The following is a 16,919-nucleotide window of genomic DNA, read 5'->3' as shown; positions in this document are numbered from 1 at the left end:
GCGCGCGGGCCACCGGCAGCGGGTCGCCCCCGGCCGTCGCCCGGCCGTCGGTGACGACCACGAGCAAGGCCCGCCGCGCCGGATCACGGCGCCGTTCGGCGCGCAGGACCTCACCGGCGAGGCCTAGCCCGGCGGCCAGCGGGGTCCGCCCGCCGGTGGGCAGCGCGCGCAGCCGGGCCGCGCCCACCTCCACGCTCGAGGTCGGCGCGAGCACCACCTCCGCCCCCAACCCCCGGAAAGTGATCATCCCGATCCGGTCGCGGCGCTGGTAGGCGTCGACGAGCAGGGCCAGCACGGCCGTGGTGACCAGGGTCATCCGCGCGCGGGCGGCCATCGACCCGCTGGCATCGACGACGAACAGCACCAGGTTGCCCTCCCGGCCGACGCGCACGGCGCCACGGCGGTCCGCCGGGACCAGCACGAGGCCAGGTCCGCACCGGCCGCGGGAGGCCTGGAACGGGGCGGCGGCGAGCAGGGTCGCCGGCAGATGCAGGCCGGGTGCGTCCGCGGCGGTGGTGACGAGCGCGCCGCGGCTGCCGCGGGCCGGGGACCGACGCCCGGTGGTTCCCGAGGAGGTTCCGAGACCGGCGACGGTGAGCAGCCGCGGCCGAAACGCCGCCGCCGGTGCGCCGGCGAGCCGGGACGAGGCCGCCGCCGCGGTCGAGGCCGCCATCGCGGTCGGAGACATCGACGGAGACATCGACGAGGACGGGGACGAGGACGGGGACGGGGACGGGGACGGTCGTGCCGACCACCGGTCCCCGCCATTCCCGTCCCCCGCACCGCCGCCGCCGTGGGGACCGCCGTCACCACCGGGCGCGCCCCCCGAACCGCCGCCGTCGGGCGGGTCGTCATCGGGGCGCGCACCGTTCACCGGTACACCGGACTCCCCGGCTTCGCGTTCGGCCCCGACGCGCTCGTCGAGACCGGCCAGGGCCTCGTCGAGGACGGCGTCGAGGGTCTCGTCGTCCATTCCGGGGGCGTCGAACGGCCCGCGGCGGCGGCGATGCGGTAGCGCGAGACGGGCACCGGTACGGATGTCGGCGGCGAGCACCGTGGTCCGTCCCGCCCACGCGGCGAGTGCCATCGCGGTCTTGGCCAGCACCACGTCGGCGCGCATGCCGTCGACGTCGCAGCCGGCGCAGATGGCGGTGACGGCCCGCAGCGCCGCGTCGGTGAGCCGGACCGTGCCGAGCCGGCCGCGGGCGGCGACGACCCGGGCCGCGAGTTCCGCCTCCGCGTCCGCCCAGGTCGCGGCGAACCCGGCCGGGTCGGCTTCGAACGCCAGCCGGCGGCGGACGACCTCCGCGCGCACCGCCGGGTCACGGCTGGCCGCGACGTGCACGGTCAGCCCGAACCGGTCGAGCAGTTGCGGACGCAGCTCGCCCTCCTCCGGGTTCATCGTCCCGACCAGCAGGAACACCGCCGGATGGCGCACCGACACCCCGTCGCGTTCGACGTGGGCGACCCCGAAGGCGGCGGCGTCGAGAAGCAGGTCAACGAGATGGTCCCCCAGCAGGTTGACCTCGTCGACGTAGAGCAGCCCGCGGTGGGCGGCGGCGAGCAGACCCGGGCGCAGGACGCTGACCCCGTCGGCCAACGCCCGGTCCAGATCGAGGGAACCGGTCACCCGGTCTTCGGAGGCGCCCACGGGCAGTTCCACCAGCCGGGCCGGACGGGTCAGTGACGACGACGGCGACGGCGCGGGATGCGGGCCGTCGGGGCAGTCCGGTGACGGCGCGTCCGGCGCGCAGGAGAACCGGCAGTCCTCCACGACCGCCACCGGGGGCAGCAGGGCGGCTAGGCCGCGCACGGCGGTGGACTTGGCGGTGCCCTTCTCCCCACGCACGAGGATTCCGCCCAGCGTGGGGGAGACCGCGTTGAGCAGCAGGGCCAGGCGCAGGTCGTCCATACCGACCACCGCCGATAGCGGGAAGCTCACCACGGCGTCGACGCCGTCGAGGCGAGCGGGTGTCGCCGGTGCACCGTGTGCGGCTGACAGGATCGACACGACCGGCACGACGGACACCGATGCGGCGCGTACGACGGGTGCGGCGCGTACGGCCGGGATGGCCGACGTGGCCGGTCTGGCAGTGGTACGGGCATGCCGGGGTCCTCCCAGGGTCCTCGCCCATGGTCATCACGGCGACGGCCGGAGTATCCTGGCTCCCGGATCAACGCGCACCTTCGGCCTTCCAGCCGCCGCTGCGGCCGTGGCCCGTCGCCCCGTCCGGGCGGCTCGGGGTTCCTCTCCGGACCCCTGGTCGGGCGATCGCCGGGCATGCCCGCCTCCTCGCCGGCGAGCATGCCCGGGAAGGTTCACTTCCCGGTGACAGTGGCGGGACCGCGCCGGACTCGCACCGGCTTCCTCCCCTGCTGTCGCGTCTGTCAGCATGACATATCCGAGGATCGCGGGCGGGGGGACCGCGGGCGAACTGGTATCCCGCCCCCAGGCCAGCCCGAGGCCGGTGGACACGGGGGTGGCGACTTCATCCTCCGCGGTTGCGTCTGTCAGAATGATGTCTCCCGTTGACGTTCAGAAGGGCACACACTTTGCCCGACGATCTCGATCCCGCCGCGGGAATCATCGGGGACGCCCGCGGCCGGCTGCGGACGCTGTTTCGCGCTGTGCTGCGTGGCACCGGTGTTCTCCGCCTCGGTGGACTTCACGATTGACAAACCCGCCGGCACGGCCTGCCCCAACCTGAACGCGGGCTTCGGCTGCGCTGTCCACGAGCAGCTGCGGCCGCGGGGGTTCCGCGGCTGCGCTGTGTACGACTGCTTCGGCGCCGGGCAGCAGGTCTGCCAGGTCACCTACGGCGGGCGGGACTGGCGGGCGGCACCGGACAGTGCCCGGCGGATGTTCGATGTCTTCGCGGTCATGCGGGCGCTGCACGAGCTGCTGTGGTATCTGAGCGAGGCGCTGAGCCTGCCTGCCGCCGCCCCGCTGCACGCCGAGCTGCATGACGCCCGCGCCCGCACCACGCTGCTGACCTGCGCCGACGCTGACACGCTGCTCGCCGTGGACGTCCCCGCGCTGCGTCGGGCGGTCCATCTGCTGCTGCTGCAGGCCAGCGACCTGGTCCGCGCCGAGCTGCCGGTCCGCGCCGGGAGCAGGCGCCCCCGCGGCGCCGACCTGCTCGGCGCGAACCTCGCCGGGGCGGACCTGCGCGGCGCGGACCTGCGCGACACTGACCTGCATGGCGCCCTGTTCGTCGTTCAGGCCCAGCTCGACGCCGCCCGCGGGGACGCCACCACGGCGCTGCCCCCGGCCCTGACCCGCCCCGTGCACTGGACGCGCCCGGCGGACCCGGCGCGGCCGGACCCCCGGACGCGCCCCGCGGCAGGCTCGGACCCCACGCCCGGGACGGCGCCGATCCCCTCGTCGTTGCCCAGTGCGGCCCGGCCGCGGCGGTCGGCGAGTTCTCCTCGTTCCCCGCGCCGCCGCTGACCGGCAGACCGGTCGTCGGCGGCGCTATGCCGACGCCGGGCCCGATCCCCCGGTCGGGCCACGGCGCGGAAATCACGTCTTCACCGGCGGGACGGCGCGTCAGGATGGGACCATGGCACGCGAGGATACCGGCGACATCCGGCAGGACCCGGAACGGGACGCCTGCATCACCGCCACGAGCATGTTCGTGGGCATCACCGGGACCACCGACATCGGCAGAGGAATCGACCCGGAATCGCTGCAGGAGGTCCTGCGGCGGGCGTTCAGCCTCGTGCGCACCATCGTCTCCACGCACGGCGGCTCGGTCGAGAGATTCATCGGTGACGCCGCGTTCGCCCTGTTCGGCGTCCCCCAGCCGAACGTGGACGACGCGCTGCGCGCCGTCCACGCCGCCCTCGAGATCCGGGCCGCGACGGAGGCGCTCAACACCGAACGTCACCACGACCGGGACCTGAGACTGCGCGTGCGGATCGGGATCAACACCGGCGAGGTCACCGTCGCCGCCGGTGGCGTCAGTGCCGGTGGCGTGAGTGGCGACCCGGTGAACGTCGCCTTCCGACTGGAACACGCCGCGCCCGCCGGCGAGATCTTCATCGGCGACACCACCTATCATCTCGTCCGGGACAGCGTCACCGCGAGCGAGGCGGATCCCCTCGTCGTGCAGGGCAGGCCTGTCCCGTTGCGTGTGCACCGGCTGATCGGACTGGCCGCTCCGTCGCCGGCCGCCTGAGCACCACCGGTGCCCCGCCCCGGCTCCGTGGGCGAGCGGGACGAAGGGCGGTGCGGGACTGCCAGCGGACTGTCAGCGGCGCCGGACGCGACGTGAACCGGTCCGCGGGATGACGGCCGGTTGGGGGCCGCGGCCCAGCCCGCCGTGGCGGACCTGCATGTGGGTGGCGAGCAGTTGGGATGCCTCGGCCTTGGTGGGGACCCGGATCCGAGATGATACCGCAGTACGTGCAGGTGTATCTGGCCATCATGAGGTCCCTTCGGATGCTCGGGTAGGGCCAGAATGCGGCAATGCCGCGACAGATGCATCACATTCCCAGTTCGCATACCTATCTGAAACGCTAATCTCCCACGTGTTTGCATGTCAATCTGGTACGCCCATAAGGTGGGTGGATGCCCCGCCCGCCGTGGACGCCGAGGACGCAGGCTCACCATGAGCTCATGGCCGCCCTGTCCGCCTCAGTCGATGCCACCTGCGAGGCGGAGGAGAGAATGTGGGAGGCCGCCCGCGCCGGCGGAGTGCCGATCGACCTGGTGGCCGCGCTCACCCGGCGCGGACGGACCACCATCTACCGCCATCTCCCCCTTGGGCAGGATCTCGGCGACGCCTGAACGCGCACCGCTTCGCCGGCGGTGGACCGGCGTCCCCGGCCCCGATCCCGGCGTGGCGTCCCCGGCCCGGCCCCTCAGCGGCCAGGGAACAGCTCCCACCCGGCGGTGACGCGGTCGGCGCCGGCGGTGGCCAGCAGCCGGCTGTCCGGGGCGAAGGCCACCTCGTGCACCGGCCCGCCGTGCGGGGGCAGCCGGTGGGCGGGCCCGGAACACTCTGGATCGGTGACCTCGCGCAGGGTCACGGTCTGCTCGCCGCCGCCGGCGGCGAGCAGGGTGCCGTCCGGGCTGAAGGCGAGCGTGTGCACGGCCCGGCGATGGTCGGCGACCGCGGCCAGCACGGTCTGGGCCGTGGGGTCGGCGACCGAGTAGACCCGGATGGTCCGGTCCCTGCCGGCGGCGGCGAGCAGATCACCGTCCGGGCTGAACGCGACCGTGTGCACGGGACCGCGATGCCCGGCGAGGACCGCAGCCCGCCGGGGAGCCCCCGGTTCGGCCAGGTCCCACAGCAGCACCGCCCGGTCGTCGCCGACGGTGGCCAGCAGCGTGCCCCCGGGCTGAAGGCGAGATCGTGCAGGTAGCCGCGATGCCCGGTCAGCGTCATCAGCGTCATCAGCGTCATCAGCGGCAGTGGGCGGGTGGGGTCGCCGACCTGCCAGAGCACGGTGGTGCCGGCGTCCCCGGCGGCGGCGAGCACCCGCCCGTCCGGGCTGAACGTCACCGCCCGCACCCACTCCTGGTTGATCCGCCGCCCGTAGCCGACGGTCGCGATCAGTCGCGGCGGGGCGGGGAACGCCCACGCCCACAGCCGTACGGTCGTGTCGGTGCCGCCGGTGGCCAGCAGCGAGCCGGAGGGGCTTGAACGCCACGCTCATCGGATGACCGCGCTCCTGCGGCAGCACCGCGACCCGTCGTGCCGCGCTGAGATCCCGGGAGCCCGGGTGTGCGTGCCCGGCGCGGGAACGGTGCGGGCGCCGGCCGGGCCCCGTCGCATCCGCCGGGACCTCCGGGACCTCCGGGACCTCCGCGGGAAAGGGGGGTGGCACGAGCCCCCCGGCCGGCCACGGGGCAACGACCGTGACCTGGCGTAGCAGCCAGTCGCGGGCGGTGGTGGCGTCCAGCCCGAACAGGTCGAAGGCGAGCAGATGCCCGAACGGGCCGGGCCGGGCGCCCTGCCGGTCCTCCCCGCGCCGTTCCCCCGACACCCGCCGTTCCCCCGGCAGGGGCGCCCGTTCCCCCGAGGGCGGCATTCGCACCGTCCCCCGCCGCGGGACCGGACCGCCGGCACCGGCACGGCGGCCCCGGCCTGGGCCGAGCGGGTGAGCGCGGCCAGGTAGGCGGACGACCAGATCAGCAGGATCTCCCCGCCGAGGGTGAGATGCCGGTCCAGGTCGAGCGCCGGGTCGCCGGGGAGCGCCGTGTCCCCGGCGGGGTCGGGTCCCGCGGGGGCCGCGGTCAGCGGATGGCTCACAACCCGGTAGCCGGCCTGCTCGAGCTGCCAGGCCAGCCAGCGCGCCCACGCGGCGTCCCGCGGCGCGTTCGCGTGGGACAGGATGATGTCCCACGACGGACCCGCCGCGGCCGCCCCGACATCGGTACCCGCGTCCGGCGGGCGCACCTGGAACACCTGGCGAACCGAACTCCCTGGGCCCATCGGAAACATCGGGCACATCGGTCGGGGTGCTGCCCGTCCCGGCCGGGGGACCGTCCTCGCCGTCTGTGCCGCGGACGCGATCGGCCCCGGCGCTGCCCCTGCTCACACCCGGCAGCCTGCCACGCCCACCCTACCCCCAAAAAGATGATCATAAATGCCGATCGGGGGACGAGTCTGGCCGGTGCCGTTCCCGCCGCCGAAAGCGGACCGGTTACCGCCCCCTGTGCCGTCATCGGCAGGCCATTGTCACATCCGGTTCACCGTCACATCCGGTTCCCATGGCGGGCCTTCCCCCCCCCGCGGACCCGGCGGACAACGGCGATCCCGTGCCTGCGGGCGGATGCACGCCGTCGGTACGGGCGAGGTCTGGGAAGGCCCCGTCGGCAATCGGGGGGAGCATAAGCATCCGACGGTGTTCCGTTCGGTGCTCTGCGATGGCGCGGCGTAGCCGCCGGACACCGTGTCCCCCGATCCCGCAGAGCGCCTGATCGATTTCAGCGAGCCTTTCGTCGCACGTGGTGATCGCCTCCGCGGCCGCTCGGCTCTGCTCATCGAACGGCCTTCTGGTCATTTCCATGCTCAGGGCCAGGCAGGGATTGAACATACTTTTGTTGTCCAGGAGAGGAATCAGGTCGCCGGCGATCCGCCGGAGCTCCTCACCGGACAATTCACTGGGCATGCTCTTCGTGCCGAGAAGCCGGGTGAACCCGGCCATGATACTCTGGACATGCTGTTCGAACGACACGTCGGTGTCCGCCCGCGCCCCATACGGGCCGTCGGTCGCGTGCGGGAAGGCCCGGCGATACAGCGCGGCGTACTCATCCAGTATGGTCTTTCGCTCCGCGGCTGGCGTCTTCGCGGCGGAGAACCACAGCCGAAGCTCCGTCTCGAAGTAAGCCCAGCGGGCGGCGGACTGCCCCGTTCCGGTCAGGTAGAAGCGGCCGATCCGCGCCGCGAGGTTGCGGTGTTCGTCCCGGCCCGCCCCGTCAGGGGCAAGCTCGCGGGCGATCGCACCCAACGACACTCCGTACCGTTTGTAGTGCTGCTCGTAGGATTCGGAATGAAATAAATTGTTCACTTCGGGGTCCTCGCGAGCCCGTGACCTGCGAAGACGCATATTGGCTTGCATTAATTACTTCATTACGAATTCGTAGTCCTTGTAGCGGCGGGCCAGGAGAGCGTCGAGGTGGGAGTCCCCGGTTGCGCGCGGTGGCTGTTGTGGTTTACCGGACATGGCACCTTCTCGTGGACGATCGCGGGGACGCGGGAGCCGGAAAGAATGCGTCAGGAGTTGCCGCATTGACCCTCCGGATACGGCGTGATCCATCGCGTAGGAGGATATGAATGCACGGCGGTTGCCGCATTCGGCATCGGCGTCGACCTCCCTTGGTCCGGTGACGAAGCATCTTGCCACGCATTCCTTGCGTTGAGTAAGAAGGGTGCATGCAGGCCAGGACTCGATCCACGCCACCTTATTGCCCGGTACCGCCGGTCCAGTGAACAGGCCCAGGCACCGTGCTATTCGACACCCGCTTCCCGAGGAGTATCCTGCGATGAATCATCGCCGCCCGCGTCGACGACGCCGTCGGGACAGGCGCGAGCACCCGCGTCCGTTGCTCCTTCGCCTGCCGGGCGGCGCCCGCCGCGAGAACCCGCGCGCCGCGGTGGGCGCGCCGGCGAGGCCGGACTCCCCGGTCGCCGGGGACCGTCACGGCGAATCCGACGGGCATCGTCGGGTCGGTTACGCCGCATGCACGATAGTCGCGGTCGCCGGCGGGGGCGCGCTGCTGCGGGCGGGGCTGGTCAGCGCCGACGGGCTCGTCGTCCAGCTATGGGGGTCCTGGTCGCGTTGATCGTCGACGGCTTCCTACGGAGTCGACGGTGATGGCCGCGGCCACGGGACGGCAACAGGCCGGTCGGGTTCACAGCCCGACGCGGCCGGAGGGGTTGTCGCGGTCGAACAGCCGTCCGGCGCGGACGTAGCTGTCGAGCGACGCCGAGGAGCGCCACCGGCCCTGGCGCATGATCGACCGGTCGGCGACACCGGCGCGGGCGGCGGCGGTGGCGAACCCGGAGCGCAGCGAATGCCCGGCGAAGTCGGCCGGGTCGAGTCCGGCGGCGGCCACCCGGCGCTGCACGATCCGGGCCACCGAGCCCGGGTAGAGCCGCCCCGGCGCGACCTGCCCGTGCCGGTTGACCGCGCGGAACGCCGGCCCGTCGGTCAGCGCGGCGGCGCCCGCCCAGGCCCGCCAGGCCCGTACCGGGCAGGTCGGCCGGTAGGAGCCGTAGGCGACGCCGACCAGGGCACCGGCGGCCTCCTGGTCGGTCTTCGACGCCCGGATCGTCAGGACGACTCCGTCGGGGGTCTCGAGCAGGTCGGCGACGTCGAGGCCGACGAGTTCGGAGCGGCGCAGGCAGCCGGCGAACCCGATCAGCAGCAGTGCCCGGTCGCGGACGTCGGCGAGGTTGTCGTCGCGCAGCCCGGCGACGACCCGGGCCAGCAGGGAGGTGTCCAGCGCGGTCTTGCGGTCCGGGCGGACCCCGCGGGTGCGGCGGATACCGTCCCAGACGGCGCAGACCTCCGGTGCGCTCGCCGGGTTGGGATGGCGACCGAGCTGGTGGGAGACGGAGATCGCGGCGAGCCGGCGGCGGATCGTCGAGGGCTTGTACCCGGCGTCGGCGAGCGTGGCGAGGTAACCGGCGACCGTCGCCGGGGTCGCCGGCAGCGGGCACAGCGGCACCGTCTGGCGTTCACACCAGGCCCGGAACTGGCGCAGGTCACTGTCGTAGGCCCGCCAGGTCGCCGTGGAACGCGCGGCGCGGGCGTAGCCCCCTACCCGGGCGAGCAGATCGGCAGTGAGCTGCTCGTCGGTGCCCGGCGCCAGGACCGGCGGCTGTGCCGCGCCGGCGGAGCCGGCCGGTAGCGCACGGGGGCCGGGGATCGGTATGGTGGCCTCGTCGTTCACCGCCGGGGCGTCCGGACATCCTGGAACATCGAGACCCACCCTAGTCCGCCGCGGCTCGCCCGGGATCGTGGACGGGCTCCGAGGCACGCGGTGTGAAGCTCAGCGGCGTCCTCGGCCGCCCGGCGGGGAACCGGTAATAGCCGTCACCGGTACGCTATCGCCTCGGCCTCAACAGCGCTTGAGCTTCTAGTGTCGGGGCGGTCCCGCGGCCCCGCTCCGCCCCACCAGAGGAGGCAAGCCATGACCTTCACCGAGCTCGAGACCGACTACCTGCGCACCCAGCCCCTGGGCCGGCTGGCGACCGTGCGTGCCGACGGCACCCCGCAGGTCAACCCGGTCGGGTTCAGCCTCAACGAGAAGCTGGGCACGATCGACATCGGCGGGTACAACATGGCCGCGAGCCAGAAGTTCCACAACGTCTCCCGGCAGGGCAGGGCCGCGATCGTCATCGACGACATCGTCTCCAGTGACCCGTGGCGGGTGCGTTTCCTGGAGATCCGCGGCGCCGCGGAGGCCATCCAGGCCCCGGACGGTCCCGCCGGCCGCATCGACGGTGCGATCATCCGCATCCATCCTCGGCGGATCATCAGCTTCGCCCTCGACACCCCCGACCGTGAGCCGCACGAGGTCACCATCCAGCGGCGCACCATCTCCTGAGTCATCTCGACGGGCAGGCTGTCCGCGGGACGACGTTCCGGACGTTGTTTGACGAACCGGGTCGGTCGGGTATACGGCGGACGTCCTAGCTCCTCGATCATCGGTCGGCCATCGATAATCATTACTGGCCGGAGGTCTTCCGTGGTCTGGACCCTCATCAGCTGGGTGCTGCTTGGTCTCGTTGCCGGCGCGGTCGCGCGCCTGCTCGTGCCCGGGCCCGACCCGATGAGTATCCCTGCGACGATCCTGCTCGGCATCGTCGGCTCGTTCGTCGGCGGTTTCCTCGGCTACGTCCTGTTCAACCGTGATCTCAGCGAGGGCGCGCTGCAACCGTCCGGCATCGTCGGTTCGATCATCGGGGGTATCGTCGTGCTGCTGGTGTGGCGGGCGGTGGGCCGCCGCCGTACGTTGCACCGCTGACGCCCCGCCCCCGAGGCCGCCTAACGGCCGCCGGTGCGGTGGGTTGACGCGGCGGTAACCGGCGGAACCCACCCGCCCCGGACCCGGGGGAGCACACGTGGCGGGGACCGCAGGGAGCACCGCGTCCGGGATTGTGGGGGCACGCCTGTGCGCGGTCCTCGCGCGGGTCCTCCTGCTGGGCGTCCCGGCGGTGGGGCTGCTCGCCGTCGCCTGCGGCCCGGACGCCCCGGCCGGTCCGCGCGCCACCGCGGGGATGCATCCCCCGGCGGCCCGACTCCCGCGCACGGCCCGAGCCCCATCCCCGGCCCCGAAACGACACACAGCCCGCAGGCCGCCGGCGCGGGCACCGGCAGCCGTGCCGGCGCCAGCACGCCCTACTGCGGCCCGAGCCGCTACGTCGAGGAGATCATCGTGCAGCAGTGGGCGGACGGCCGGTTCCGCATCCAGGTGCGGCCCACCCCCGAGGGGCGGCGCGCCGGGGACCGCGGCCAGGTTGTCGCCGAGATCTGGCAGGCCGTGCAGGGGTGTGTGACGGGCCTGCGCGACCAGCTGGCGTGCCATCAGAACTTCGCGCAGCTACCGGCGCTGAACGGCGGGAAGGGCTTCGCCACCGGCGAGACCTACGACCTGGAAAACTGGCGGCCGGCGCCGCATCCCGGCGGCACCCGGGCGTGGATCTCCACCCGCTGCGGGAACACCCTCGGCACCGATCCCACCCGGGCCGCCGGCCAGGATCTACCGGCCGGACGGCGTACGCCCCCAGCGGACGGTCTCCGGCGAGCAGGCCTGACGGCGGGTTGACGACTCGGGGTTTGAGACGGGCAGAGTCGCGTATTCGAGTGTCGCGGGTTCGGGCCTCAGGCCCGGCTTGTCCTCGCTCTTGGTGACGGGGAGGGCGGGTTCTACTCGGGTAGGAGATCGCGTGGCAGCGGCTGGATCCCGGTGCTGCGCAGGACCTGGTCGACGAAGTCGCTCTTGGCGTTGGTGTAGGCGTTGCGGTTGTCGCGGTGCTCGCCGGAGAGGTGCTTCTTCAGATCCGCATAGTCCTGGCGCAGTCCGGGGTCGGCGCGCAGCGCGTCCCGGAACGCGAGCAGTGCCGGCACGGATCATCAGGCCAGAACAGCCATCCGTCTGCTTCCAGCGCTGGCACCGCGCTCCGGGCCTCGTCGAGCGACCGCACGGGGGCGAGCAGGTCGATAACAGGCTTGGCGGGCATGCCGGCAACCGCGGTGGACCCGATGTGTTCGATCGCGCCGGCCAGCCACGGGGCCAGGACGGCGCGGAGCCGGTCTTGCTGCTCAGCGAACTGGGCGAGCCACGCCGTGTCGTAAGTGACGATGTGAACGAGCTGGTCAGCGAACATGTTCGTGGCCTCCCGGGCGTAGTGGCTCCAGGTTCCACCGGCTTCGGCGCGGTGTCATTGGGTAGTGATCGGGTGGTAGCCGAGGGCCTGGGCGACGACCGGGGCGGGCGCTTGCAGGACGAGCTGGCGTAGCGTGGCGATCCGGGCGGCCTGTATCGGGACGCCGAGGGCGCGGATCTGGTCGAGCAGGCTGCCGGGGTGTAGTGGCTGGCCGGCGCGGCGGCCGGGGAACAGCCAGCGGCTGTTCGGATTCGTCGCCGTGGTCATGTTGTCCCGGTGGGTCGCGGCGGCCAGCAGGAGGGCGGCGAACAGTTCGGGCACCGGAACGGACGGGTCGCCGAGTCGGAGCAGGATCTGGTCGTCGTCGAGGGTGATGTCGCAGCAGGTCGGCGGCGGGCAGCCCTTCGGCGAGGTACCAGGCGACGATCTCCGTCTTGGTCAGCTGCCAGAACGGGCTGCCTACGCGCACCGGCCGGCCGGACAACGCGCTGATCATGTCCGAGATCGAGGCGAAGGCTGTGGGGCTCTTGCCGGCGCGGGACAGGTCCAGTTCCTGGCTGACCGTCAGATCGATGGCCCACCTGTCGGCCAACGTGCCGAACCGCGCTTCGAGCGCGGCGATCTCCTCGATCTCCTCGGCGGGCCGGGAGACGACGAACTTGAACGCCACGCTGCTCAGCCCGGCGAAGGCGCGCAGCGCCGCGGGCACGATCCGCCTGGGCTCCGGAACCTCCGAACCGGACAGCTTCGGCGAGATCGTGAACCGGTCGATAGCCGCCACCAGGTCGTCGGCGGGAACGACGGTCCCGTTCGTCTCGATCTCGACCCGGCGGCCGGCGCGATGGAGATCCGCGACGAGCGGGACCAGCCGCCGCTGCTGGAGCAGCGGCTCTCCCCCCGTCACGACCACCCGCTCGGCCGGCTGGGCGAGCAGCCAGTCCACGAGCGCGCGCGCCCGGATCGCTTCGCTGTGCTCCGACCGGTCGAACCGGCGCCAGTCCCACGTATGGGGCTCGTCGCAGAACGAGCAGGTCAGATTGCACCCGGACAGCCGCAGGAAGACCGCCCGCTGGCCAGCCGTGACGCCCTCGTCCTGAAACGTCGGGCCAAACCGCTCCGCCACGAGCAGATCGGCCGGGGCTCCGGCAGTCACCCGGCAGCGCCGACGACGTACTCGGCCCAGGTCCCCGGGGTCTCAGAGACTCGGACGAGCACCAGAGCCCCGGCAATCGCCGGCTGGACCTCGTCGAGGAACCAGCAGGCCAGATGGCGGGCGAGCGCCTCTCTATCTCGCGTGAGACGGATTCCGAGAAGCCATGATCGCCAGGTGGTGTGCGTAGGTCATTCCACCGCTTGGGAAGAACGTTTTCGCAGGCGGCAGGCTCGCTGAGCTGGGAGGACCTGCCAGGCAGGCCACCGGATTTCTATCCGGAGGGAATGTTCGCTGACCAGGTCAGCCTGTGTGAGGCCGGAGCGCCGCCAGGACCGGGATCGCCGCGATCTTGTCCTCGGGGAGGTCGTCCCAGTAGAGGCCGGCAGGCCGGCGTTCTCGCGGCTGATGCCGAACTCCCGGGCCAGGTCGGACTTCCACGCGGCGGGAGTGGACTCCGGAGCAGCTGATCGACTGCTGGACCCTGCGTGAGGGGTACCAAGACCTGCGAGAAACGGCCCGGGCGGTTAGAGAAGGTCCTCAAGTCGGGTGGCGACCTGGCGGTAGCGGCTAACCGGGACGAGGTGCACACCGGCGAAGGCGCCGCTGTCGCGCAGCCGTAGCACCTGGTCGCAGGCCGTTTCGACCCCGGCCGCCTGGTCCCGTTCGACTGCTTGGACGAGGTCGTCGGGGATGTCGATGTCGGGGATGGTCGCGGCGAGGCGGCGGGCCATCCCGGCGCTCGCGAGGACCATGACGCCGGCGTAGATCGGCAGTTCGACCGGATGGGCGTCGCGCCAGCGCAGCAGGGCGTCCATCGAGTAGCTGACCTGTACGAACAGGAAGTCGGCCGCTCGTTTCCATGTGGGCAGCGGACGTAGGCCGGCCGCGGCGCCGACCCGGAACGCCGGCATGTCCGCGAAGACCGGATCCTCGCTGGCCGCGCGGGCCTCGTCCATCATCGCGCGCACGGTCAGGTCGCTGGTTCGGTTCCCGGCGGTGGGTTTGTCGCCGTGGACGAACAGGAATTCCTCGACGCCGTAGGCCGCGGCGGTGAGCAGGTCGCGGCGGAAGCCGAGCAGGTTACGGTCGCGGGAGTTCACGCAAGCGATGCTGCGTCCCCCCATCGTCTGCACTTCGTGGGCGACGGCGATGCTCGACACCGTCGCGCGTCCGATGTGGTTGTCGGGGATCAGGAACGCGTCGGTGACGGGGCTCAGGACGCCGATCTGGTGGCGGGCATGGGTCAGGTCCGGCCGGGTCGGCGGCTCGATCTCGCAGATCAGCTCGAAGCCGCGCACCGGACGTTCGTGACCCGCCGTGGATTCCTGCATCCGGACAGGATAGGACGCCACGATCCACAGACCACAGCCACATCGCACGGGTGCGCTGCCCCGGACGCCTTGTCGGTGAACATCCGCTCAACGTCCACCCCGTCAAGTTGCCTCACCGTGTTCTGGTCGACGCTGCTGACTCTGACGTAGCCAACCCGCATCGACCGTCAACCCCTTCCGCACCCCGAAATGGGCCCGCCACGACATCGTCGCGGACCTGGTCGCTCAGGCGGCGCGGTGACCGATGCCGTGGCGTAGCCGATGGTCCAGTTCCCACAGGGCGGTGCGGTTGGAATCCCACTGCACGGCCTTCACCGCGTCGTCGAGGCTGAACCAGCCGTACTCGGTGTGCTCGTCCGACAACGTCACCTCGGCGTCCTCCGCGCGGACACCAAACGCGTACTCCGGGATCACCAGCATGTCCGGCCCCCAGGTGAACTCCCCGGTGACGTAGACGACGGGGATCGTGGCCCGCGCGGCGAGCGCGATGAACTCGCGTTCGCCGACCAGACCGGCCTCCTCGGCGGTTTCCCGCCGGGCTGCCTGCGCCGGAGACTCACCCGCCTCGCCACCACCGGCGACACCCTGCCAATAGGCGGCATCAGCACGCCGGAACAAGGCGTACTCCGTGCCCTGCCCGGTCTGCCTGTAGGGCAGGACCAAGACCTGAAACGCCGCACGGCCACCCACAGTGTCGGTCACCGCACCATCGTAGGACGGGCCCTCGGCCGACTACCGAAGCCGCGGCTGACCAGGAACCGCGCCAGCAACTCGACACGTGGCCCGACCCCGGTCGCCGCTCGGTCTCGCACACGTGGCCAGCCAGCACAAGATCATCCGCGTTTGCGGCTGGTGACACGTTTCTTACCGGCACCTTCCTGGCGCGCAGGATTGAAAACGTGCGTTTTCGTCTTCCCGGGAGCGACGTAGGCCGGTTCTTGCGAGGAGTTCCGGTGATCGACCCCTGGGCCGCGCTCGCGGGTGGCTACAGCGACGAACTGCCGTTCTGATCTTGCCGGGAAGGGGCCGTTTGTCGACAAGATCGGAAGCTGGCCATCGGGCCAGGTAGCGGTCCGGCGCCTCGCCGACGCGGGTGACGGGTGTGCCGATGCCTGCATCTTCGCGCATTTCAGCACTGATAGCCTGATCGACAAGTGCGGATCCCCGCACAGTTCACGAGTCCGCGCGTTGGGATTGTTCATGATCAGCCCATACGTCCGCCGCTACCGGCTCGCGCAGGAGCTGAGGCGACTCCGCGAGGCCGCCGGGCTGAACCACCTGGAGCTGGCGAGGAGCATCGGGGTCGACCGGTCGAAGATCTCGCGGTTGGAGAACGGCCGGGTTTCCCCGGACATCAACGACGTGATGAAGCTGCTGGAGGCGCTCGGTGTCGAGGGAGCGGAGTGGACGAGCCTGCTGAGGATCGCCCAGGATGCGGCGACCAGGGGCTGGTGGGAGTCCGGTGCCCGGGTGATGGGCGAGCGGCAGGCGCTGTACGCGGACCTCGAAGCCGGGGCGGTGGGCATCCGCGAGTACCAGCCGAGTTCGGTTCCTGGCCTGCTGCAGACGGCCGAGTACGCCCGCGCCCGGCTGCTGCTCCCGGGCGTCATGCCCGCGGGTGAGGCCACCGTCGAGGGCGTGCTGGAGGGCAGGGCTGGTCGGCAGCGGATGCTGCGGCGCCCGGGCGCTCCGAGCTACGAGCTGCTGATCGACGAGGCCGCGGTCCGGCGGCCCTCCGCGCCGCCGCCGGTGATGCGCGAGCAGCTCGCGCACCTGGCGGCCCGGGCCGGCGAGGAGAACGTCACGGTGCGGGTGCTGCCGATCGAGGCGGTGGTGCGCGACTACCAGACGCTGCCGGGAGCGCTGTCGCTCTACACCTACCCCGACCCGGGCGACCCGGTGGTGGCGGCGATCGAGTCTATCACCACCGACGTCATCGTGACCGACTCGGCGCAGGTCGCCCGCTACGCCGAGCGGTACGACCTGCTGGCCGAGGTGGCGCTGTCTCCCGCCGGCAGCGTCGAGTTCATCAGCCAGGCCGCGACGAAGCTGCCTGACCGTTAGGAAGCGATCACCATGAACAGTGCTGTGAGCACGCCCGCCATCGCCCCTCTCGTCACCGCTTGGCGCAAGTCCACTCGCAGCGAGCCGACTGCCAACTGCGTTCAGGTGGCCGCGGCCGGATCTGGCGCGGCCCGCCGGATAGGCGTCCGCGACTCCAAGTTCCCGTCGGGCCCCGACCTGTGGTTCACCCCGGACGTCTGGGCGGCCTTCGTCGACGAGACCAGGAGGCAGGCCGGCGCGCAGATCTGGGGCAGCGTTGGGGATGGCGGTATCATCACCGGGCACATTCCGGCCGAGCAGGTCCCGGCGGACTTCCGCCGGGACGACAAGGTCTTCGAGCCGGGGCGGCAGGCGATCATGGTGCGGGGCGTCGCTGGTCTGGGCGGCACGGTCCTCTACTTCACCGAGTCCGAGTGGGGTGCCTTCGTGGCCGGTGTGACCGACGGCGAGTTCGACGACCTGCTCGGCGGCTTGGCGGAGGAGCCAGTGCGGCACGGCAGGTAGCGCGACCGACGTCCCCAG

At 72.0% G+C, this 16,919-nt stretch carries 18 protein-coding genes, 1 pseudogene and 1 riboswitch; of the genes and pseudogenes, 9 read left to right on the top strand and 10 right to left on the bottom strand.

Going from position 1 to position 16,919, the window contains the following annotated elements:
• The coding region (locus AC08OJ_RS08800; RefSeq protein ID WP_476595478.1) for a VWA domain-containing protein at positions 1–1,945 on the bottom strand (1,945 nt) is incomplete at its 3' end.
• 342 nt (positions 1,946–2,287) lie between these two features.
• Positions 2,288–2,369, bottom strand: a riboswitch (cobalamin riboswitch).
• A 266-nt stretch (positions 2,370–2,635) separates the two neighbouring features.
• Between AC08OJ_RS08800 and AC08OJ_RS08795 the strand changes: the two genes are divergently transcribed.
• The 3 genes from AC08OJ_RS08795 to AC08OJ_RS08785 all read left to right on the top strand — a co-directional run bounded on the left by AC08OJ_RS08795 (position 2,636) and on the right by AC08OJ_RS08785 (position 4,792).
• Positions 2,636–3,451: a pentapeptide repeat-containing protein gene (locus tag AC08OJ_RS08795; protein WP_476595475.1), complete on the top strand. Its 816-nt coding sequence runs from the start codon at positions 2,636–2,638 to the stop codon at positions 3,449–3,451.
• 112 nt (positions 3,452–3,563) lie between these two features.
• Positions 3,564–4,181 carry an adenylate/guanylate cyclase domain-containing protein gene (locus AC08OJ_RS08790; protein WP_476595474.1) on the top strand — a complete coding sequence of 206 codons (618 nt, stop codon included), beginning with the start codon at positions 3,564–3,566 and terminating at the stop codon, positions 4,179–4,181.
• A gap of 440 nt (positions 4,182–4,621) precedes the next feature.
• Positions 4,622–4,792, top strand: coding sequence for a hypothetical protein (locus tag AC08OJ_RS08785; protein WP_476595473.1), 171 nt, complete (start codon positions 4,622–4,624; stop codon positions 4,790–4,792).
• A gap of 74 nt (positions 4,793–4,866) precedes the next feature.
• Here AC08OJ_RS08785 and AC08OJ_RS08780 read toward each other — a convergent pair whose 3' ends face one another.
• The 3 genes and pseudogenes from AC08OJ_RS08780 to AC08OJ_RS08770 all read right to left on the bottom strand — a co-directional run bounded on the left by AC08OJ_RS08780 (position 4,867) and on the right by AC08OJ_RS08770 (position 7,521).
• Positions 4,867–5,232, bottom strand: a complete 366-nt coding sequence (locus AC08OJ_RS08780; RefSeq protein WP_476595477.1) for a WD40 repeat domain-containing protein — start codon at positions 5,230–5,232, stop codon at positions 4,867–4,869.
• A gap of 248 nt (positions 5,233–5,480) precedes the next feature.
• A pseudogene (locus AC08OJ_RS08775) lies at positions 5,481–5,630 on the bottom strand (hypothetical protein); the annotation flags it as partial.
• A gap of 1,042 nt (positions 5,631–6,672) precedes the next feature.
• The gene (locus AC08OJ_RS08770) at positions 6,673–7,521 is read right to left on the bottom strand and encodes a hypothetical protein (RefSeq protein WP_476593014.1); all 849 of its coding nucleotides are present in this window, start codon (positions 7,519–7,521) and stop codon (positions 6,673–6,675) included.
• A gap of 535 nt (positions 7,522–8,056) precedes the next feature.
• Here AC08OJ_RS08770 and AC08OJ_RS08765 point away from each other — a divergent pair.
• Positions 8,057–8,296 (top strand): hypothetical protein, encoded by a 240-nt coding sequence (locus AC08OJ_RS08765; protein WP_476593013.1) that lies wholly within the window; start codon positions 8,057–8,059, stop codon positions 8,294–8,296.
• Positions 8,297–8,365: 69 nt separating this feature from the next.
• Here AC08OJ_RS08765 and AC08OJ_RS08760 read toward each other — a convergent pair whose 3' ends face one another.
• On the bottom strand, positions 8,366–9,409 hold the full coding sequence (locus tag AC08OJ_RS08760) for a site-specific integrase (RefSeq protein WP_476595472.1): 1,044 nt from the start codon (positions 9,407–9,409) through the stop codon (positions 8,366–8,368).
• Between the two features lie 240 nt (positions 9,410–9,649).
• On the opposite strand from AC08OJ_RS08760, the gene AC08OJ_RS08755 reads away from it, so the two are divergent.
• The 3 genes from AC08OJ_RS08755 (at position 9,650) to AC08OJ_RS08745 (ending at position 11,287) form a co-directional block, all read left to right on the top strand.
• Complete coding sequence (locus tag AC08OJ_RS08755) at positions 9,650–10,066, top strand: PPOX class F420-dependent oxidoreductase (RefSeq protein WP_476593011.1); 417 nt, start codon at positions 9,650–9,652, stop codon at positions 10,064–10,066.
• A gap of 141 nt (positions 10,067–10,207) precedes the next feature.
• The gene (locus AC08OJ_RS08750; protein ID WP_462188996.1) at positions 10,208–10,486 is read left to right on the top strand and encodes a GlsB/YeaQ/YmgE family stress response membrane protein; all 279 of its coding nucleotides are present in this window, start codon (positions 10,208–10,210) and stop codon (positions 10,484–10,486) included.
• Positions 10,487–10,897: 411 nt separating this feature from the next.
• On the top strand, positions 10,898–11,287 hold the full coding sequence (locus tag AC08OJ_RS08745; protein ID WP_476595471.1) for a DUF2599 domain-containing protein: 390 nt from the start codon (positions 10,898–10,900) through the stop codon (positions 11,285–11,287).
• A 101-nt stretch (positions 11,288–11,388) separates the two neighbouring features.
• Here the strand turns inward: AC08OJ_RS08745 and AC08OJ_RS08740 are convergent, their stop codons facing one another.
• From AC08OJ_RS08740 to AC08OJ_RS08720, 5 genes are all read right to left on the bottom strand, one after another.
• Positions 11,389–11,589 carry a GrpB family protein gene (locus AC08OJ_RS08740; protein ID WP_476593009.1) on the bottom strand — a complete coding sequence of 67 codons (201 nt, stop codon included), beginning with the start codon at positions 11,587–11,589 and terminating at the stop codon, positions 11,389–11,391.
• On the bottom strand, positions 11,517–11,849 hold the full coding sequence (locus AC08OJ_RS08735; protein ID WP_476593008.1) for a GrpB family protein: 333 nt from the start codon (positions 11,847–11,849) through the stop codon (positions 11,517–11,519). The genes AC08OJ_RS08740 and AC08OJ_RS08735 overlap by 73 nt, the downstream gene beginning before the upstream one ends.
• Positions 11,839–13,002, bottom strand: a complete 1,164-nt coding sequence (locus AC08OJ_RS08730; protein ID WP_476595470.1) for a 7-carboxy-7-deazaguanine synthase QueE — start codon at positions 13,000–13,002, stop codon at positions 11,839–11,841. Before AC08OJ_RS08730 ends, AC08OJ_RS08735 begins: the two co-directional genes overlap by 11 nt.
• Before the next feature lie 524 nt (positions 13,003–13,526).
• On the bottom strand, positions 13,527–14,333 hold the full coding sequence (locus AC08OJ_RS08725; protein WP_476593006.1) for a methylenetetrahydrofolate reductase: 807 nt from the start codon (positions 14,331–14,333) through the stop codon (positions 13,527–13,529).
• Positions 14,334–14,558: 225 nt separating this feature from the next.
• Positions 14,559–15,035, bottom strand: coding sequence for an NUDIX hydrolase (locus AC08OJ_RS08720; RefSeq protein WP_476593005.1), 477 nt, complete (start codon positions 15,033–15,035; stop codon positions 14,559–14,561).
• 498 nt (positions 15,036–15,533) lie between these two features.
• On the opposite strand from AC08OJ_RS08720, the gene AC08OJ_RS08715 reads away from it, so the two are divergent.
• Positions 15,534–16,397 carry a helix-turn-helix domain-containing protein gene (locus AC08OJ_RS08715; RefSeq protein WP_476595469.1) on the top strand — a complete coding sequence of 288 codons (864 nt, stop codon included), beginning with the start codon at positions 15,534–15,536 and terminating at the stop codon, positions 16,395–16,397.
• A 12-nt stretch (positions 16,398–16,409) separates the two neighbouring features.
• Positions 16,410–16,901: a DUF397 domain-containing protein gene (locus AC08OJ_RS08710; RefSeq protein ID WP_476593003.1), complete on the top strand. Its 492-nt coding sequence runs from the start codon at positions 16,410–16,412 to the stop codon at positions 16,899–16,901.
• Positions 16,902–16,919 lie beyond the last annotated feature (18 nt).

The organism is Frankia sp. CgKIO3, assembly GCF_977946435.1.
Note: the sequence above shows the minus strand (reverse complement) of the source record. Positions and strands in the feature narration are given on the sequence as shown.

Excerpts from the sequence above, each read along its gene's own strand:
- AC08OJ_RS08790 (WP_476595474.1), top strand. The coding sequence starts at position 3,564 with ATGGCACGCGAGGATACCGGCGACATCCGGCAGGACCCGGAACGGGAC.
- AC08OJ_RS08785 (WP_476595473.1), top strand. The coding sequence starts at position 4,622 with ATGGCCGCCCTGTCCGCCTCAGTCGATGCCACCTGCGAGGCGGAGGAG.
- AC08OJ_RS08755 (WP_476593011.1), top strand. The coding sequence starts at position 9,650 with ATGACCTTCACCGAGCTCGAGACCGACTACCTGCGCACCCAGCCCCTG.
- AC08OJ_RS08735 (WP_476593008.1), bottom strand. The coding sequence starts at position 11,849 with ATGTTCGCTGACCAGCTCGTTCACATCGTCACTTACGACACGGCGTGG.
- AC08OJ_RS08725 (WP_476593006.1), bottom strand. The coding sequence starts at position 14,333 with ATGCAGGAATCCACGGCGGGTCACGAACGTCCGGTGCGCGGCTTCGAG.
- AC08OJ_RS08715 (WP_476595469.1), top strand. The coding sequence starts at position 15,534 with ATGATCAGCCCATACGTCCGCCGCTACCGGCTCGCGCAGGAGCTGAGG.
- AC08OJ_RS08710 (WP_476593003.1), top strand. The coding sequence starts at position 16,410 with ATGAACAGTGCTGTGAGCACGCCCGCCATCGCCCCTCTCGTCACCGCT.